16 protein-coding genes are annotated in these 15,572 nt (G+C 57.7%); 5 read left to right on the forward strand and 11 right to left on the reverse strand.

Annotated features, from left to right (window positions below):
• Positions 1-124: 124 nt before the first annotated feature.
• From nagE to norV, 4 genes are all read right to left on the reverse strand, one after another.
• Complete coding sequence (gene nagE, locus GM298_RS06650) at positions 125-1,615, reverse strand: N-acetylglucosamine-specific PTS transporter subunit IIBC (protein ID WP_266153820.1); 1,491 nt, start codon at positions 1,613-1,615, stop codon at positions 125-127.
• Positions 1,616-1,832: 217 nt separating this feature from the next.
• Positions 1,833-1,991, reverse strand: coding sequence for a hypothetical protein (locus GM298_RS06655; RefSeq protein WP_164881264.1), 159 nt, complete (start codon positions 1,989-1,991; stop codon positions 1,833-1,835).
• A gap of 242 nt (positions 1,992-2,233) precedes the next feature.
• Complete coding sequence (gene norW, locus GM298_RS06660) at positions 2,234-3,367, reverse strand: NADH:flavorubredoxin reductase NorW (protein WP_262783948.1); 1,134 nt, start codon at positions 3,365-3,367, stop codon at positions 2,234-2,236.
• Entirely contained in the window at positions 3,364-4,809 is a 1,446-nt protein-coding gene (norV, locus tag GM298_RS06665; RefSeq protein WP_025757110.1) for an anaerobic nitric oxide reductase flavorubredoxin, read from the reverse strand. Before norV ends, norW begins: the two co-directional genes overlap by 4 nt.
• A 187-nt stretch (positions 4,810-4,996) precedes the next feature.
• On the opposite strand from norV, the gene norR reads away from it, so the two are divergent.
• On the forward strand, positions 4,997-6,511 hold the full coding sequence (gene norR, locus GM298_RS06670) for a nitric oxide reductase transcriptional regulator NorR (protein ID WP_025757111.1): 1,515 nt from the start codon (positions 4,997-4,999) through the stop codon (positions 6,509-6,511).
• Here the strand turns inward: norR and gutQ are convergent.
• From gutQ to srlA, 7 genes are all read right to left on the reverse strand, one after another.
• Positions 6,508-7,473, reverse strand: a complete 966-nt coding sequence (gene gutQ, locus GM298_RS06675) for an arabinose-5-phosphate isomerase GutQ (RefSeq protein WP_045286052.1) — start codon at positions 7,471-7,473, stop codon at positions 6,508-6,510. The two genes, norR and gutQ, sit on opposite strands and share 4 nt — an antisense overlap.
• On the reverse strand, positions 7,466-8,239 hold the full coding sequence (srlR, locus tag GM298_RS06680; protein ID WP_059386982.1) for a glucitol operon DNA-binding transcriptional repressor SrlR: 774 nt from the start codon (positions 8,237-8,239) through the stop codon (positions 7,466-7,468). Before srlR ends, gutQ begins: the two co-directional genes overlap by 8 nt.
• Positions 8,240-8,302: 63 nt before the next feature.
• Complete coding sequence (gutM, locus tag GM298_RS06685) at positions 8,303-8,662, reverse strand: transcriptional regulator GutM (RefSeq protein ID WP_045286053.1); 360 nt, start codon at positions 8,660-8,662, stop codon at positions 8,303-8,305.
• A 67-nt stretch (positions 8,663-8,729) separates the two neighbouring features.
• Complete coding sequence (gene srlD / locus GM298_RS06690; RefSeq protein ID WP_266153821.1) at positions 8,730-9,509, reverse strand: sorbitol-6-phosphate dehydrogenase; 780 nt, start codon at positions 9,507-9,509, stop codon at positions 8,730-8,732.
• Positions 9,510-9,523: 14 nt separating this feature from the next.
• On the reverse strand, positions 9,524-9,886 hold the full coding sequence (srlB, locus tag GM298_RS06695; RefSeq protein ID WP_024907705.1) for a PTS glucitol/sorbitol transporter subunit IIA: 363 nt from the start codon (positions 9,884-9,886) through the stop codon (positions 9,524-9,526).
• A 12-nt stretch (positions 9,887-9,898) separates the two neighbouring features.
• On the reverse strand, positions 9,899-10,858 hold the full coding sequence (locus GM298_RS06700; RefSeq protein ID WP_025757116.1) for a PTS glucitol/sorbitol transporter subunit IIB: 960 nt from the start codon (positions 10,856-10,858) through the stop codon (positions 9,899-9,901).
• Positions 10,855-11,418 (reverse strand): PTS glucitol/sorbitol transporter subunit IIC, encoded by a 564-nt coding sequence (srlA, locus tag GM298_RS06705; protein ID WP_025757117.1) that lies wholly within the window; start codon positions 11,416-11,418, stop codon positions 10,855-10,857. The genes GM298_RS06700 and srlA overlap by 4 nt, the downstream gene beginning before the upstream one ends.
• Before the next feature lie 250 nt (positions 11,419-11,668).
• Here srlA and mltB point away from each other — a divergent pair, with 250 nt between their 5' ends.
• The 4 genes from mltB (at position 11,669) to GM298_RS06725 (ending at position 15,483) form a co-directional block, all read left to right on the forward strand.
• Positions 11,669-12,769 carry a lytic murein transglycosylase B gene (mltB, locus tag GM298_RS06710; protein WP_025757118.1) on the forward strand — a complete coding sequence of 367 codons (1,101 nt, stop codon included), beginning with the start codon at positions 11,669-11,671 and terminating at the stop codon, positions 12,767-12,769.
• A gap of 310 nt (positions 12,770-13,079) precedes the next feature.
• Positions 13,080-13,733 carry a metal ABC transporter ATP-binding protein gene (locus GM298_RS06715; RefSeq protein WP_045286056.1) on the forward strand — a complete coding sequence of 218 codons (654 nt, stop codon included), beginning with the start codon at positions 13,080-13,082 and terminating at the stop codon, positions 13,731-13,733.
• Positions 13,730-14,590: a metal ABC transporter permease gene (locus GM298_RS06720; RefSeq protein WP_059386979.1), complete on the forward strand. Its 861-nt coding sequence runs from the start codon at positions 13,730-13,732 to the stop codon at positions 14,588-14,590. Before GM298_RS06715 ends, GM298_RS06720 begins: the two co-directional genes overlap by 4 nt.
• A gap of 14 nt (positions 14,591-14,604) precedes the next feature.
• Positions 14,605-15,483, forward strand: coding sequence for a metal ABC transporter substrate-binding protein (locus GM298_RS06725; RefSeq protein ID WP_262747991.1), 879 nt, complete (start codon positions 14,605-14,607; stop codon positions 15,481-15,483).
• Positions 15,484-15,572: the final 89 nt, after the last annotated feature.

Genomic DNA, 15,572 nt, shown 5'->3' on the forward strand with positions numbered 1-15,572 from the left:
TTCCGGTGACGATAAGGGATGTTGAGAGTGTAGGGTGTTTTGCGGAATAAATAAGGTCTGGATAGATGAAGTGTTCCGGTTTTATTCCCTCTCCTGTGTGGAGAGGGAACAGGAACGCTCAGCGTCAGGCTTCTGTCTGTGCCCGAATCTTCAGGGCAATGCTTTCAGCCTGAGGGCCGAGTATGACCTGCGCATTCTGAGTACCCATTTTCAGAATACCTTTGGCACCCAGCGCTTTCAGCGCCGGTTCATCCAGCACGCTGTTATCCACCAGCGTCAGGCGTAAGCGGGTAATGCAGGCGTCGACACTCTTCAGGTTTTCTTTACCACCCAACGCCACAATGTACCGGGCAATGGCCTCGCTTTGATCGTCAGACCCACCCGTGATGGTGTCCTCCTCCTCGCGTCCCGGCGTTTTCAGCTTAAAGACGCGGATCGCGAAGGTGAACACGACAAAATAGATCGCGAAGAACAGCACAATCAGCGGGATTAAGATCCACGGCTTCGTGGCAAGTCCCCAGTTAAGCACAAAGTCGATCAACCCGGCTGAGAAACCAAAGCCGTGCAGCACGCCGAGGCTGTTGGCGATCACCATGCTGACACCCGCAAGGACTGCATGCAGGGCATACAGGGCCGGTGCGAGGAACAGGAAGGAGAACTCAATCGGTTCGGTGATGCCGGTCAGGAAAGCCGTCAGCGCTACAGAGAGCAGCATCCCGCCTACGGCTGAACGGCGGGCTTTCGGCGCGGCAAAATACATCGCCAGCGCAGCACCCGGCAGACCGCCCATAAAGATCGGGTATGCCCAGGCCATGTAAACGCCGGCATGCGGGTCACCTGCGAAGAAGCGGTTAAGGTCGCCACGGGTCAGGTCGGTGGCAATCTGGGTGGCAGAGGACCCCTCGATGCCTGGTACGGCACCGCCGACCACCAGACCTTTCACCACATCCGGTGCGAGGCAGATGTTATGTACCGCACTCGCGGCGTCATAGGTGACCTTCAGACAGTCGCCGAGGCTAAACCAGAAGACGGAGTGCAGAATGTAGTGCAGGCCAAACGGAATCAACGCGCGGTTGAGCACCCCATAGATAAACCAGCCCGGTTCGCCGCTGCGGGAAACGAGCAGGCTGAAGGTATCAATCCCGTGCTGCACGGAAGGCCAGACGTAGCCGCACACCCAGGCGATGAACAGGCAGATAAGCCCGGTCACGATCGGGACCAGCCGCTTGCCCGCAAAGAAGGCGAGGAAGTCCGGCAGTTTGGTATTCGAGAAGCGGTTATAGCAGTGGCCTGCGACCACGCCAGCAATAATCCCTGCGAAGAAGGACATGTTAATGGATGCGTTAATGACCGCCGTGGCTTTGGTCAGCACCAGGAAGCCGACGGCACCGGCAAGGGCGGCCGCGCCCGCGTTGTCTTTAGCCAGACCAATGGCGATGCCAAGGGCAAAAAGTAGCGGTAAGCTGTCGAAAATACCGCCCCCCGCACTGGCAATAAAGGGAATATTAAAAACATCGGGCTGACCGAGACGTAATAAGATCGCCGCCACTGGTAGCGTGGCGATGGGCAACATCAGGGCTTTACCCAGACGCTGCAAATAACTAAATGCATTCATGAGAGTGGGTTCCAGTAAAACTTAATTCACATCGAAAAATAACAGTTTTTATTTTAATGCGAAAGCAGGATGGATGAAATTGTGATGCAGCATAAATTAATTTAATTATATTTGTTCAGCTAATTTATATTTAAATAAACAATGATGAATTGAATTATTTGTTCCGCTTTTTGCCGGGTTGCGCTGGGCATACCCGGCCTGTAAGCTTTGGGCGCACTCATTTTTTAGGGGCGCTCACGGGCATCATCAGTTCGCGCAGACGCTCAATGCGCGCCTCCGGGCTCAGGTAGAGCCAGCGAAACAATATATGCTCTGATTTTTTAACCTGCTTAAAATAGGTTGAAAGATAGTGTAGTTCTTTAGTGAAAGTCGCCATGGGAGGTCTCCGGCTGAGTAATTAATAATCAGACTAAGCCGGAATCAGGGAATAAAACAGGTTGATGTTTTTCAGGTGTTCCGCATTTAAAAATTATGGATGTAATCAATAAGGGATTAAAAATGATGATTTATCTAATATGTATTTATTTCGTGAATAAAATGCGCAAAAAAAGCCCCGGGACATCGGGGCGGTGGACAATAAAATCCAAAGGTTAAGTCAGTGTGGCAGGAGACTACGGATTAAGCGGGCAGCGATTTCAGCAGAGCGAAAGCCTCCTTCATCCGGTCTTCACTGACGACAAAGGCGCGCATTTGACCCTCGAGATCCGCGCCTCGCGCGACCATGCCCTGCGATTCGAGGGTGATTTGCCAGTTCAGATCCTGACGCTGCGTTTCACCGGCCAGGTGCAGCGGTAATTCCGGTGTTTTAACCTTGACCAGCATGGCGGGTAATTTCAGCGGCGCGCTGCCGCCGAGCAGATTTTTCGCCAGATACATCGCACTTAACTGAATTGGCTGTAAAAAAGGCATCACCTGACCGTTAATCTCAGCACAGTCCCCCAACGCGTAAATATCGGGTTGCGTGGTTTGCAGATAACTATCGACCTTCACGCCGCGGTGTGTTTCTGCGCCAGCACGGTGAGCCAGCGCGGTTTCCGGGCGCAGTCCCGTCGCGGCAACCACGACATCCACCTCAACGCTGCGGCCGTGGTCAAGCGATGCGCGAATGACGCCTTCGGTTTTAGTGAGGCCCTGCAGCTGCGATTTGAGCAGCAGATGGACGCCCATGTCGGTCAAACGATGCTGCAGGCGGCTGCTAACCTCTGCGGGCATTAGTGCCGACAGAATGCTCGCCGTGTGGTCAACCAGGGTAACGGCCTTGCCTGCCCGGCAGAAATCCATCGCCAGCTCGGTGCCGATCAGCCCGCCGCCGACAATCATTACACGCTCTGCATCGCGCAGCAGGGTTTCGCTGGCCTGATACTCCTGCTGGCTGTTGAGCGTTATCATCAGCTCGCGGCCTTCAACCGGCGGCACGAACGCAGAGGCTCCCGTGGCCAGCACCAGCTTGTCGTACTGCCAGGTTTTCTCCTTCGCTTTCACCACGTGCGCGGTGGCGTCGATATCGGTGACCCAGGTGTACGGAAACAGACGCAGGTTAAACTGTTCCGCGAACTCCCCCGCCGTCTGGCGGGTGAGATCTTCGGCGCGCTGATTCTGACTGACGATGTGGCTTAAATCAGGTTTGTTGTACTCGTCCATGCTGTCGGCGGCAATCACCGTCAGCGGCACGTTAGCATCCTGTTTGCGGATATTTTTCACCAGCTGGCGGGCGGCAAAGCCCGAGCCGATGATGACGATGCCGTTATTCATTTTGCCTCCGTACCCAGTTCATCAAAGACGTCTTTACCGAGGGAACATTCCGGGCAGAGGAAGTTGTCCGGCACGTCACTCCACGGCGTGCCTGGCGCAACGTCCTGCAGCGGCTCGCCCAGCTCTGGGTCGTAGATCCACTGGCAGACGCTGCACTGCATGCGTGGGCCGAGATCGGCGGCGGCAGAACCACAGGCGGTCGCTTCAGGCGCTGGAGCTGCGGTAGGTGCGGCTTCCGGAAGCGGTGCAAGCGCCCACTGACGGGCAATATCGCGGCCGTGCTGACGGCAGATTTCCAGGGCGTCGATATCCGGGCGCCACTTGGCCTTCAGGCTCATGGACATCTCAAAGCCCGCATCCTGTAAGCGGGTGGAGAGACGGTCTACCGCGCCGCCGCTCCAGCCGTGAGAGCCAAAGGCGCTGGCGCGTTTGTTACGGAAGCGCAGGCCGGTCATCTCTTCTACCAGACCGGCAATTTTCGGCATCATCACGTTGTTCATGGTGGAGGTACCCACCAGCACGCCTTTAGAGCGGAAGACGTTGGTGAGGATTTCGTTTTTATCGCTGCGCGCCACGTTGAAGATCTTCACCGCCACGTTCGGATCCACTTCGTTGATGCCCTGGGCAATGGCGTCCGCCATCATGCGGGTGTTGTTGGACATGGTGTCGTAGAAAATCGTAATGCGGTCTTCCTGATAATCCGCCGCCCATTTCAGGTACAGCTCGACAATCTGGGTTGGGTTTTCACGCCACACCACGCCGTGGGAAGTGGCAATCATATCCACCGGCAGGTTAAAGCCGAGGATCTCGGTGATTTTTGGCGTGACCAGACGGCTGAACGGGGTCAGGATGTTGGCGTAGTAGCGCTGGCACTGTTCGAACAGTTCGGTCTGATCCACTTCGTCGTTGAACAGGCGCTCGTCGCAGTAGTGCTGGCCGAAGGCGTCGTTGCTGAACAGCACCGCGTCGCCGGTCATGTAGGTCATCATGCTGTCCGGCCAGTGCAGCATCGGGGTTTCCACGAAAATCAGCTGTTTGCCGTTGCCGATATCCAGGGTGTCACCGGTTTTCACGGTGTGGAAATTCCACTCCGGATGGTGGTGGTGACCGTTGATCGAGTCGATGGCGTTGGTGGTGCTGTAGATCGGCGTGTTCGGAATGTAAGACATCAGCTCGGTCAGCGCGCCGGCGTGGTCCTCTTCCGCGTGGTTGATGATGATGTAGTCGATGGCGTCGAGATCGATTTCGCTGCGCAGGTTCTGCACGAACTCGCGGCTGAATTTGTGATCGACGGTATCGATCAGCACGTTTTTACCTTCCCGGATGAGATAGCTGTTGTAGCTGCTGCCGCGCAGCGTTTTGTACTCCGTCCCGTGGAAGTCGCGTACTTCCCAGTCACGTTGACCAACCCAATGAATGTTATTTTTAACCAGAATAGACATAGCAACCTCAGCGTAAAATCGCGTTTTTCAAATAAGATGGTTTGCTTATATCAAGTTGCGTGCCAAATTTTATTTTATTGATTTTACTAGATTATTATTTTTATGACTCTTAATTGGTAGTCATTATGACTATTCATATTGCAGTCAATATGACAATGTGTATTGTCAAAATGACAGCGAGGCAGACATGAGCTTTTCCGTAGACGTGCTGGCGAAGATCGCCATTGAACTGCAAACCGGTATCGGCCATCAGGACCGCTTTCAGCGGCTGATCTCCACGCTGCGCCACGTGCTGGCGTGCGATGCCTCGGCGCTGCTCCGCTACGAGGGGCGGCAGTTTATTCCGCTGGCTATCGACGGGCTGTCCAGGGACGTTCTCGGGCGGCGTTTTACCCTTGAAGGTCATCCGCGGCTGGAGACCATCGCCCGGGCGGGGGACGTGGTGCGTTTCCCGGCGGACAGCGATTTGCCCGACCCGTACGACGGGCTTATTCCGGGCCAGGAGAGCCTGAAGGTGCACGCCTGCATCGGCCTGCCGCTGTTTGCCGGGCAAAACCTGATTGGGGCACTGACGCTCGACGGCATGTCGCCGGACCAGTTCGACACCTTCAGCGACGAAGAGCTGCGCCTGATTGCCGCGCTGGCCGCCGGGGCGCTGAACAACGCCCTGCTGATTGAACAGCTGGAGAGCCAGAATATTCTTCCCGGCAGCCCGGCGGCGTTTGAGCAGGTGGCGCACACGGAGATGATTGGCCTCTCGCCGGGCATGGCGCAGCTCAAAAAAGAGATTGAGATTGTCGCCGCCTCCGATTTGAACGTGCTGATCTTCGGTGAAACCGGCACCGGGAAAGAACTGGTGGCGAAGTCCATTCACGAATCCTCGCCGCGCGCAGTGAACCCGCTGGTGTACCTTAACTGCGCCGCGCTGCCGGAGAGCGTGGCGGAAAGCGAGCTGTTCGGTCACGTCAAAGGGGCGTTTACCGGGGCCATCAGCAACCGTAGCGGCAAGTTTGAGATGGCCGATAACGGCACGCTGTTTCTGGATGAGATTGGCGAATTATCCTTGTCACTCCAGGCCAAACTCCTGCGCGTGTTGCAGTACGGCGATATCCAGCGCGTGGGGGATGACCGCAGCTTAAGAGTGGACGTGCGCGTGCTGGCGGCGACCAACCGCGACCTGCGTGAAGCGGTGCTGGCCGGACAGTTCCGCGCCGATCTTTATCATCGCCTGAGCGTCTTTCCGCTTACCGTGCCGCCGCTGCGCGAACGCGGGGACGACGTGCTGCTGCTGGCGGGCTTTTTCTGCGAGCAGTGCCGTCTCAGGATGGGGCTTTCCCGCGTGGTGTTAAGCCCGGGGGCGAGAGCGCATCTGCTGAGCTACAGCTGGCCAGGCAACGTGCGCGAACTGGAGCATGCGATCCACCGCGCGGTGGTACTGGCGCGGGCGGCGCGTTTGGGTGATGAGGTAGTGATCCACGCGCGTCATTTTGCCCTGCAGGATGATGCCATACAGACGGTGGCGCAGCGTGTGCCAGAGAGTGTAAATGAGAACCTGCGCGAGGCGACGGAAGCGTTCCAGCGCCAGATGATTACCCGCGCGCTGGAGCAGAACAACCGCAACTGGGCAGCGTGCGCGCGGGCGCTGGAGATGGATGTCGCCAACCTGCACCGGCTGGCGAAGCGCCTCGGACTAAAGCGTTAGATAATCCCGGCCTGGTAGAAATCCTGCAGGTTGATGGCGCCACACAATTTGCCGGCGTCATCCACCACCGGCGCAGCGGTGATTTTGCGTTTCATCAGGCTCTCTTTGGCCTCAATAGCGCGGCTCTCAGCGTTCAGCGTTAGCCCGCCCTGGGTCATCGCTTCTGACACCTGCGATTCCAGCTTGCCACCACCCACCAGCCAGCGCCTAAGGTCGCCGTCGGTAAAGACGCCCTTCACAAAGCCCTCGTTGTCACACACCGCCACCAGGCCCAGGCCGGTGCGGCTGAGTTCCAGCATCGCGTCCATGACGCTGGTATCGAGCTTAACCTGCGGAATGGCATCGTCAGTACGCATCAGATGATGCACTTTATTGAGCAGTCGTGCGCCGAGCGCGCCCGCCGGATGCGAACGGGCAAAATCTTCTTCGTTAAAGCCGCGCGCCTGCATTACCGCCATCGCCAGCGCGTCGCCCATCATCAGCGTGTTAACGGTGCTGGAGGTGGGGGCGAGGTGCATCGGACAGGCTTCGCGCTCCACGGAAATATCCAGCGTCGCTTTGGCGGCCAGCGCCAGTGGCGAGCGGGATTTTCCGGTCATCGCCAGCAGAGCGACCGCCTTTTCCTGCAGGCGCGGAATGATGAGATCCAGCTCTTTGGCTGAACCGGAGTAGGAGATAAACAGCATCACGTCGCGGCTTTCGATCATCCCCAGATCGCCGTGCAGCGCTTCTGCCGGATGCACGAAGAACGCCGGTGTCCCGGTGCTGGCCAGGGTCGCGGCAATTTTCTTGCCGATATGGCCGGATTTACCGATCCCGGAGACAATCACCTTTCCTTCGCACTGGATAATGGTGTTGGCCGCGCGCACAAACTCCTCGCCCAGACGCTCCGGCAGGCGGCTGGCTTCCTGCAGTTCCAGCATCAGGGTCTGGCGGCCTGCGTTTAACAGAAAATCACTCATCTTTTTCTCCGGTTACGATCACGTCGATGCCTTTCTCTTCCAGCGCTTTTTTGAACGCCGGGTCGATACCTGCGTCGGTAATCAGTTTGTCGACGCTTTCCAGGCTGCACACAATGTTGGGGCTTTTACGGCCAAATTTCGACGAGTCCGCCATTAAAATCACTTCCCGCGCGGCGTTACACATCGCTTTGCTGACGTTGAACACCTCGTTGAAGGTGGTGACGCCCGCGTTCAGGTCGATGCCGTCGGTCCCCATAAACAGTTTATCGAAGCTGAAGTGGTCGAAGGCGTTTTCGGCCAGTTGCCCATGAAACGACGCGGATTTCTTACGGAAGGTGCCGCCGGGCATCAGGATGGTCTGCTCGCTATCAAACTCTGACAGGGCGTTAACGATGTGCAGACTGTTAGTCATCACGGTGATGTTATTAAAGCGGCTGAGCAGGGGGATCATCTGCAGCACGGTGCTGCCTGCATCCAGAATAATAGAGTCGCCATCGTGGATAAATTTTACCGCCGCTTCGGCAATCAGCGCCTTCTGGTGGGTGTTGATCAGCGTTTTGTGATCGATGGGCGGGTCCGCTTCGTCTTTGTTGAGCACCACGCCGCCGTAGGTTCGGATGACGGCGCCAGAATTTTCGAGCAATACCAGGTCTTTGCGTATTGTCGTGCCGGTGGTGTCAAAGTAGTGGGCCAGATCGTCTACCGAGCATTTTCCCTGCTTTTGCAGATACTCGAGAATGGCCGCCTGCCGCTGACGAGGTTTCATAGGCGCTTCGTTCCTTAGGTTGCGAAATGATAATTTCGCAAGGCTATAGCTTTCACAACGAAATTATCCATGTTTCAGATTAAGCGCTAATGATAGTGCATTCTGACAGAGTGGATCATGGGGAAAGATCACATCAGGCCGCAATTCCTGCAACGAAATGCCGTTGATTGCCTGGATTTTCACCGGCCGCGCGAAGACGGTCATCCCGCGCATGATCAGGGAATCGCAGACGTTATTGTTTTCATCCAGCGCAACCGCGACGACGACCCGCGGTTTGAAACGTCCGCCGGACCGCCCGACGCCCACGCGACCTTTCTGGCACAGGGCGTCAAACGCGCGGTTAAACTGGTGGATTTGCCAGCCGCCAAACGCCATCTGGCAGATCCAGGCGAGGGCGGCGACGGTAATGAGTGCGGTGACCATATCGGCTCCTTGTTGTATTCCCTCTCCCGGGGGGAGAGGGTTAGGGTGAGGGCTTCCGCCCGCGCGATCAGAACATCACCTGTCCGCCGGTGACGTTAATCGACTGCCCGGTGCAGTACGAGGCTTTCGGGCTGGCGTAAAACAGCAGCATGTTCAGCACGTCCTGATAGTCGCACCCGCGCTTCAGCGGCACTTTATCGATGTAATACTGCTCCACCTCTTCCTCTTTGATGCCAAGCTTGGTGGCATACTGCGGCAGCAGGGACTGGAACATCGGCGATTTAAGCAGGTTGCCCAGCATCAGTGAGTGAACGGTGATCCCGTATTCGGCCAGATCCAGCGCCAGGGACTGCGTCAGCCCCACGCCGCCAAACTTCGCCGCGCTGTAGCCGGAGTTGTGCTTGCTGCCCACTTTCCCTGATTTTGAGTTGATCTGAATGATGCGCCCCTGAATGCCGTCGCGGATCATCAGACGAGAAAACTCGCGGGCGCAGAGGAAATAGCCCACCAGGTTCACCTGCAGCGAGCGGTCAAAATCCCCCAGTTCGAAATCGCTGATAAACGCGGCTTTTGCGATTCCCGCGCTGTAGACCAGCAGGTCGGTACGACCAAAAATCTCATCCACGCCGCGGGCCAGCGCCATCACGCTCTGCTCGCTGGTGGCGTCGGCACCAAAGCCGTACGCCATTCCTTCGCCAAAGTCGGTATTGATGCTATCCGCCACGCGGGCAGCCTTCTCACTCTGAATGTCCACTACCGCCACGCGGTAACCTTCTGCGGCAAGCCCACGGCTGAGGAACTCGCCTAAGGTTTGTCCCCCACCAATGACAACGGCAACCTGACTCATGTCTATCTCCTTAATTACGCAACAAATTTCAACGTGCAGCCTGGGGTGACAGCCTGCGGAACCGGACCATCGACGTGAACCGTGCCGGGATACTCTGCCTGCGGCTGGCCATCAAAACGCAGGGTGATGTGGCCCAGCTCGCGCAGGTTTTGCTCAGCCACGTCGCCGACGGCGGTCACGGCATAGCGCGCTTCGCCCAGCTCCAGCTGGCTTCCGGCCTTCAGCTCGCCCTTCAGCTCGCCGTGGCAGTGAATAAAACAAAACTCTTCGATATCCGCAGGCGCCCCTTCGCGGAAGGTGATCAGCATCTGGTCGCTTAATGCGTCAGCTGCGCTCTGGCCGATGCGGGTAATGGTGGTCTGGTAAATCACGGTCATGGCAAAAACCTCTTATTGATAAATAAAGCCAGAGACAAACCAGGCAATCAGCACCGTCGGGGCGCCCGTCAGGAAGCGGCTGACCAGTACGGACGGCACGCCCACGCGCACGGTGTCCTGGCGCGCTTCGGCCAGCGACAGCCCAACGGGGATGAAGTCGCACGCCGCCTGGGCGTTAATGGCAAACAGGGCGGGCAGGGCGAGGTGCGGGGGAATGTTGCCCAGCCCAATCTGTACGCCAATCAGCACGCCGATGACCTGGGCAATCACCGCGCCCGGGCCGAGGAACGGCGACAGCAGCGGGAAGGAGCAGATCAGCGCCAGCGTGACCAGCCCCAGCGGATGGCTGGCGAGCGGGGCAAGGCCGTGGGCAATCCAGTCACCCAGACCAGACGCCATGATGATGCCGATCAGCGCCGAGACGAATGCCATAAACGGCAGGATGGTTTTCAGCACCGTGTCGATGGTGTCGCGTCCGGACTGGAACAGCACCGCCACGGCGGACCCCATGCCCATCCCGACCTTTGCCAGCAGACCATCGCTCTGCTCGGTGATCTTCTTGCTGGTGTCGTAATCGCGCGGGGCCGCTTTTTGCGGTACGGGAGCGCCATTCACCAGAGAGATGTTGTCCTCCTTCACACCCGACACATAAATGTCTTCAAGGATGTACTGCGCCAGCGGGCCTGATTTTCCGGTGGAGTGAATGTTCACCGTTGGAATGCGACGCTTCGGATAGATGCCGCAGCGCAGCGTGCCGCCGCAGTCGATCACCGCCACGCCGATTTCCGCTTCCGGCGGTTCGCCCTCTTTGAAGCCATCGACCGCTTCCCAGCCGGTCAGTTCACGCAGCTTGTCGACGATCGCCGGGCGCGTGCCCGCGGTGATGTAGACGATTTTTTTGCCTTCGGTGGCGTCGAACTCCAGCGGGCCGCCCCAGCCGCCTGTGCCTTTCTCAATGCGGATCCGGTTCATGCTGTGGCTCCTGAAAGCTGGACTTTCTGTTCAAGCTGGATGCCCATTTTTTTCTCGAAAATGGCGGTGGTGAGGTCCGTCACCCAGCCGCGGAAGAAGTTGGTCACCAGACCAACCAGCAGATAGCTCACCGCCAGCGGGCCGAGCGGCAGGCCAAGGGTGGTGAGACCGCTGGCGATCCCGAGATAGACAAACAGCTCGCCGGGGTTGATGTGCGGGAACAGGCCGTTCATGGAATGGCAGCTGTAGGAAGCGGCAGCGTAATAGCTCGGCTTGTACTTTTCTGGCATAAAGCGACCGAGGCTTAAGGTCATCGGGTTACAGAACACGAAAGTGCCGATGAAAGGTAACACCAGGTAGCGGGACAGCGGGTTCCCGGCGCAGCGCTGGGCGAAACGCTCAATGCGCTGCTGGCCGATAAAGTTAATCAGCGCGTTCATGATCACCAGCAGGCTGATCAGCAGGGGCAGGATCCCGGTCACCATGCCGGTGAACACTTCTCCGCCTTTCTGAAACAGCCCGATGAACCACTCGGCGCCGTGGGTGATGGTTTCTATCATTCTTCTCTCCTCTGGGCTTTTGTTTTTGTATTACCGCGACTAATAATAATCACTTTGAAAGGTTTTAAAGTGTTAATCAGATCTCACAATGAAAGAAAAATGGATTATTTTGAAAGTTAATCGATGGGGGAATGGATTTTCGGTGGAAAAAAGGGCGGATTTGCGTGGGGGAGGTGTGTACTGCTTCCTTGAGGTGTTGCGGATGCTTTACCATACTGGGTTCTTATCGAACCCGTTAAATGGATGTCTCATGTTCAAGCGTCGTTATGCAGCGCTGTTGCCTGCGCTTATTCTGCTGTCTGCCTGTAGTAGCAAACCTAAGACCGAAGCCGTTCAGCAAACGGCGGGCGCGCCTTCCGGAGGATTCCTGCTGGAGCCGCAGCACAATATGATGCAGATGGGCGGCGACTTCGCGAACAACCCGGCGGCCGAGCAGTTCATCGATAAAATGGTGAGCAAACACGGCTTTGACAGACAGCAGCTGCACGAAATTTTGTCACAGGCGAAACGTCTGGACTACGTGCTGCGCCTGATGGACAGGCAGGCACCCACGGCCCAGGTGCCGAGCGGGCCAAACGGTGCGTGGCTGCGCTATCGCAAACAGTTTATTACCCCGGACAACGTGCAAAACGGCGTGGTGTTCTGGAATCAGTATGAAGATGCGCTCAATCGCGCCTGGCAGGTGTACGGCGTACCGCCTGAAATCATCGTCGGGATTATCGGCGTGGAAACCCGCTGGGGCCGCGTGATGGGGAAAACCCGCATTCTGGATGCGCTGGCGACGCTCTCCTTCAACTATCCGCGCCGTGCGGAGTATTTCTCTTCCGAGCTGGAAACCTTCCTGCTGATGGCGCGCAACGAACAGGATGATCCGCTCGAACTGAAAGGATCGTTTGCCGGTGCGATGGGCTACGGCCAGTTTATGCCGTCCTCCTATAAACAGTATGCCGTCGACTTTAACGGGGATGGTCATATCAACCTGTGGGATCCGGTGGATGCCATCGGCAGCGTGGCGAATTACTTCAAAGCGCATGGCTGGACGCCGGGTGGTCAGGTTGCTGTACAGGCAAACGGCGAGGCGTTTGGTCTGGAAAACGGCTTCAAAACCAAATACAGCGTCGCACAGCTGGCGGCGGCGGGCTTAACGCCAACGCAGCCGCTGGGCAATGTTGATCAGGTGAGTCTGCTGCGCCTGGATGTGGGAACGGGCTATCAGTACTGGTACGGCATGCCGAACTTCTACACCATTACCCGCTATAACCACAGCACCCACTATGCGATGGCCGTATGGCAGCTGGGTCTGGCGGTATCGCAGGCCCGCGTGCCGGCAGCGTCGCCGTTTAGTCAGTAGATCGCTCTGACGGCTAGGCCGGGTGCAACGCCGCCACCCGGCATGGTTGCGCGCACGGTGCGACCTGATGCCCTCACCCTGACCCTCTCCCACGGGAGAGGGGCATTTTGCAGAAACATTTCGCCACACTCCCGTTTCAAACGCGCCATTTACATCTCAGTTACCTTTGATTATTGTTATGTTATAACATTAATTGTGGTGTCGCGATGTCAACGTCCCTTTTCTCTCTCTCTGCGCCGGTTCGGCTTTTGCTGGCGCTGGTGCTTGTTCTCTTTATCGGTCTGGCTGTGCGCTGGGCGGTGGCATTGCCATGATTGTGATGGATGAACTGATTGCGGGTTATGACCGTATACCCGTCACGCGTGCGCTATCCGGCTTGATTGAGCGGGGAAGCATGACCGCCATTATCGGCGCTAACGGCTGCGGGAAATCCACGCTGCTGAAAACGCTCGCCGGGTTTATTCCCCCCGTAAACGGCAGCTTCCGCTGGCAGGGAAAGCGCCCGGTCATTGGCTGGCTGGCGCAGCGTCACGCGCTGGAGGCGCAATTTCCCGTGACCGTACAGGATGTCGTCAGCATGGGCTGCTGGCCGGGTATTTCGCTATTTTCCGCTCTCCGTCGGGAAACACGCTTGCGTATTGCCCGCGCGCTGGAACGCGTGGGGCTCGAATCCATGGCGTTATCCACTATCGATGAGCTCTCCGGCGGTCAGTTTCAGCGCATGCTGTTTGCCCGCATCCTGGTACAGCAGGCGCCGCTGGTGATGCTCGATGAGCCCTTTACCGGGGTCGATGAAGCCACCTGCAATGTACTGATGGATCTGATGCTGGAGATGTATATGCAGGGTCAAACGCTGCTTGCGGTACTGCACGACAGCGAGCGCGTGTCGCGCCACTTCCCGCAGACGTTACGGCTGGACGCTGACATTCCCCAATGGAAGACCGAGCGGGTGAGGGTGGCATGATCTGGCATCTCTTTTTTCAGCCGTTTATCGAGTACGGCTTTATGCGTCGCGCGCTGGTGGTTTGCCTGGCGCTTTCTGTCAGTACCACCGCGCTCGGCGTGTTTCTGCAGCTGCGCCGGATGAGCCTGATGGGCGATGCCCTTTCACACGCCATATTGCCCGGCGTTGCCGTGGGATATCTGCTGAACGGCATGTCACTGCTGGCAATGAGTATCGGCGGATTTATTGCCGGGATTGTCGTCGCGCTGGTGGCCGGGCTGGTTAGTCGTCGTACGCCGCTTAAAGAGGATGCCAGCTTTGCCGGTTTCTATCTTGGCTCGCTGGCGCTGGGCGTGACGCTGGTATCGCTGCGAGGCTCGAATGTCGATCTGCTGCACCTGCTGTTTGGCTCCATTCTGGCAGTGGATAACGATGCCGCGCTGTTTGTGGCAGGCGTTTGCATGTTCACGCTGCTGGCGCTGGCGGTTTTCTATCGCGGGCTGGTGTCCGAGGCGTTTGATACCGCCTGGCTACAGGTGAACGCCCGCTGGCTGCCAGGCCTGCTGCACGGACTGTTTCTGGCGCTGCTGGTGCTTAATCTGGTGGCCGGATTTCAGGTACTTGGCACGCTGATGGCTGTCGGGCTGATGATGCTGCCGGCGGTGGCGGCGCGCTGCTGGGTGCGCACGTTGCCAGGGCTACTCCTGATGGCGGGCATTAGCGGCATTTTTTGCGCGTGGCTGGGGCTAAGCCTCTCCTGGGCGGTGAGTCTGCCCGCCGGGCCGTCCATCGTGCTGACGGCCAGCGCACTGTTCCTGGTTTCTGTCTTATTTGGTACGCGAAGCAGGCTCGCGGGCAGCCTGCGTACGCTTTTTTAACGCAAGGGGAAATGATGAAACGTACAGGATTAATTGTGGCGCTCGCGCTGGGGATGATGTCGCAGGGGGCGATGGCGAAAACCCTGAATGTGGTCGCCAGCTTTTCGATACTGGGGGATATCACGCAGGAGGTGGGCGGCGATCGGGTGAATGTGACCACGCTGGTTGGGCCTGACGGCGATCCGCATACCTTCGAACCCTCACCGAAAGACAGCGCGGCGCTGAGCAAGGCGGATGTGGTGGTGGTGAACGGTCTGGGTCTGGAGGGCTGGATTGACCGTCTGGTGAAGGCCTCCGGATTTAAGGGCCAACTGGTGGTGGCGTCAGCAGGTGTCAAAACACACACCCTGGAAGAAGAGGGCAAAACCGTGACCGATCCGCATGCGTGGAACAGCGCGGCGAATGGCGCACTGTATGCGCAAAATATTCTGAACGGGCTGGTAAACGCCGATCCGCAAGACAAAGCCGCGCTGGAAGCGTCCGGAAAAAGGTATATCGCGCAGCTTAACCAACTCGACAGCTGGGCCAAAGCGCAGTTCAGCCAGATTCCACAGGCGAAGCGTAAGGTGCTGACCAGCCACGACGCTTTTGGTTATTTTGGCCGCGCCTACGGCGTGACGTTTATGGCACCGCAGGGGCTCTCCTCTGAGAGTGAAGCGAGCGCGGCGCAGGTTGCGGAAATTATCAACCAGATCAAAGCCGACGGGGTGAAGACCTGGTTTATGGAAAACCAGCTTGACCCGCGGCTGGTGAAGCAGATTGCGTCGGCGACAGGGGCACAGCCGGGGGGCGAACTTTACCCGGAAGCGCTGTCGTCCAAAGGCGGCGTGGCGGATACCTACGTTAAGGCGTTTCGCCACAATGTGAATATCCTCGCCATCAGCATGAAATAATCTTTCGCTTGCCGGTGCGCCCGCACCGGCTATTTTCTGAAGCCCCCTCGTAAAACCGGAAGTGCATCCCCATATCTGACGAGAAAGTG

The organism is Enterobacter sp. HSTU-ASh6, assembly GCF_026319105.1.
Classification (GTDB): Bacteria; Pseudomonadota; Gammaproteobacteria; order Enterobacterales; family Enterobacteriaceae; genus Enterobacter; species Enterobacter sichuanensis.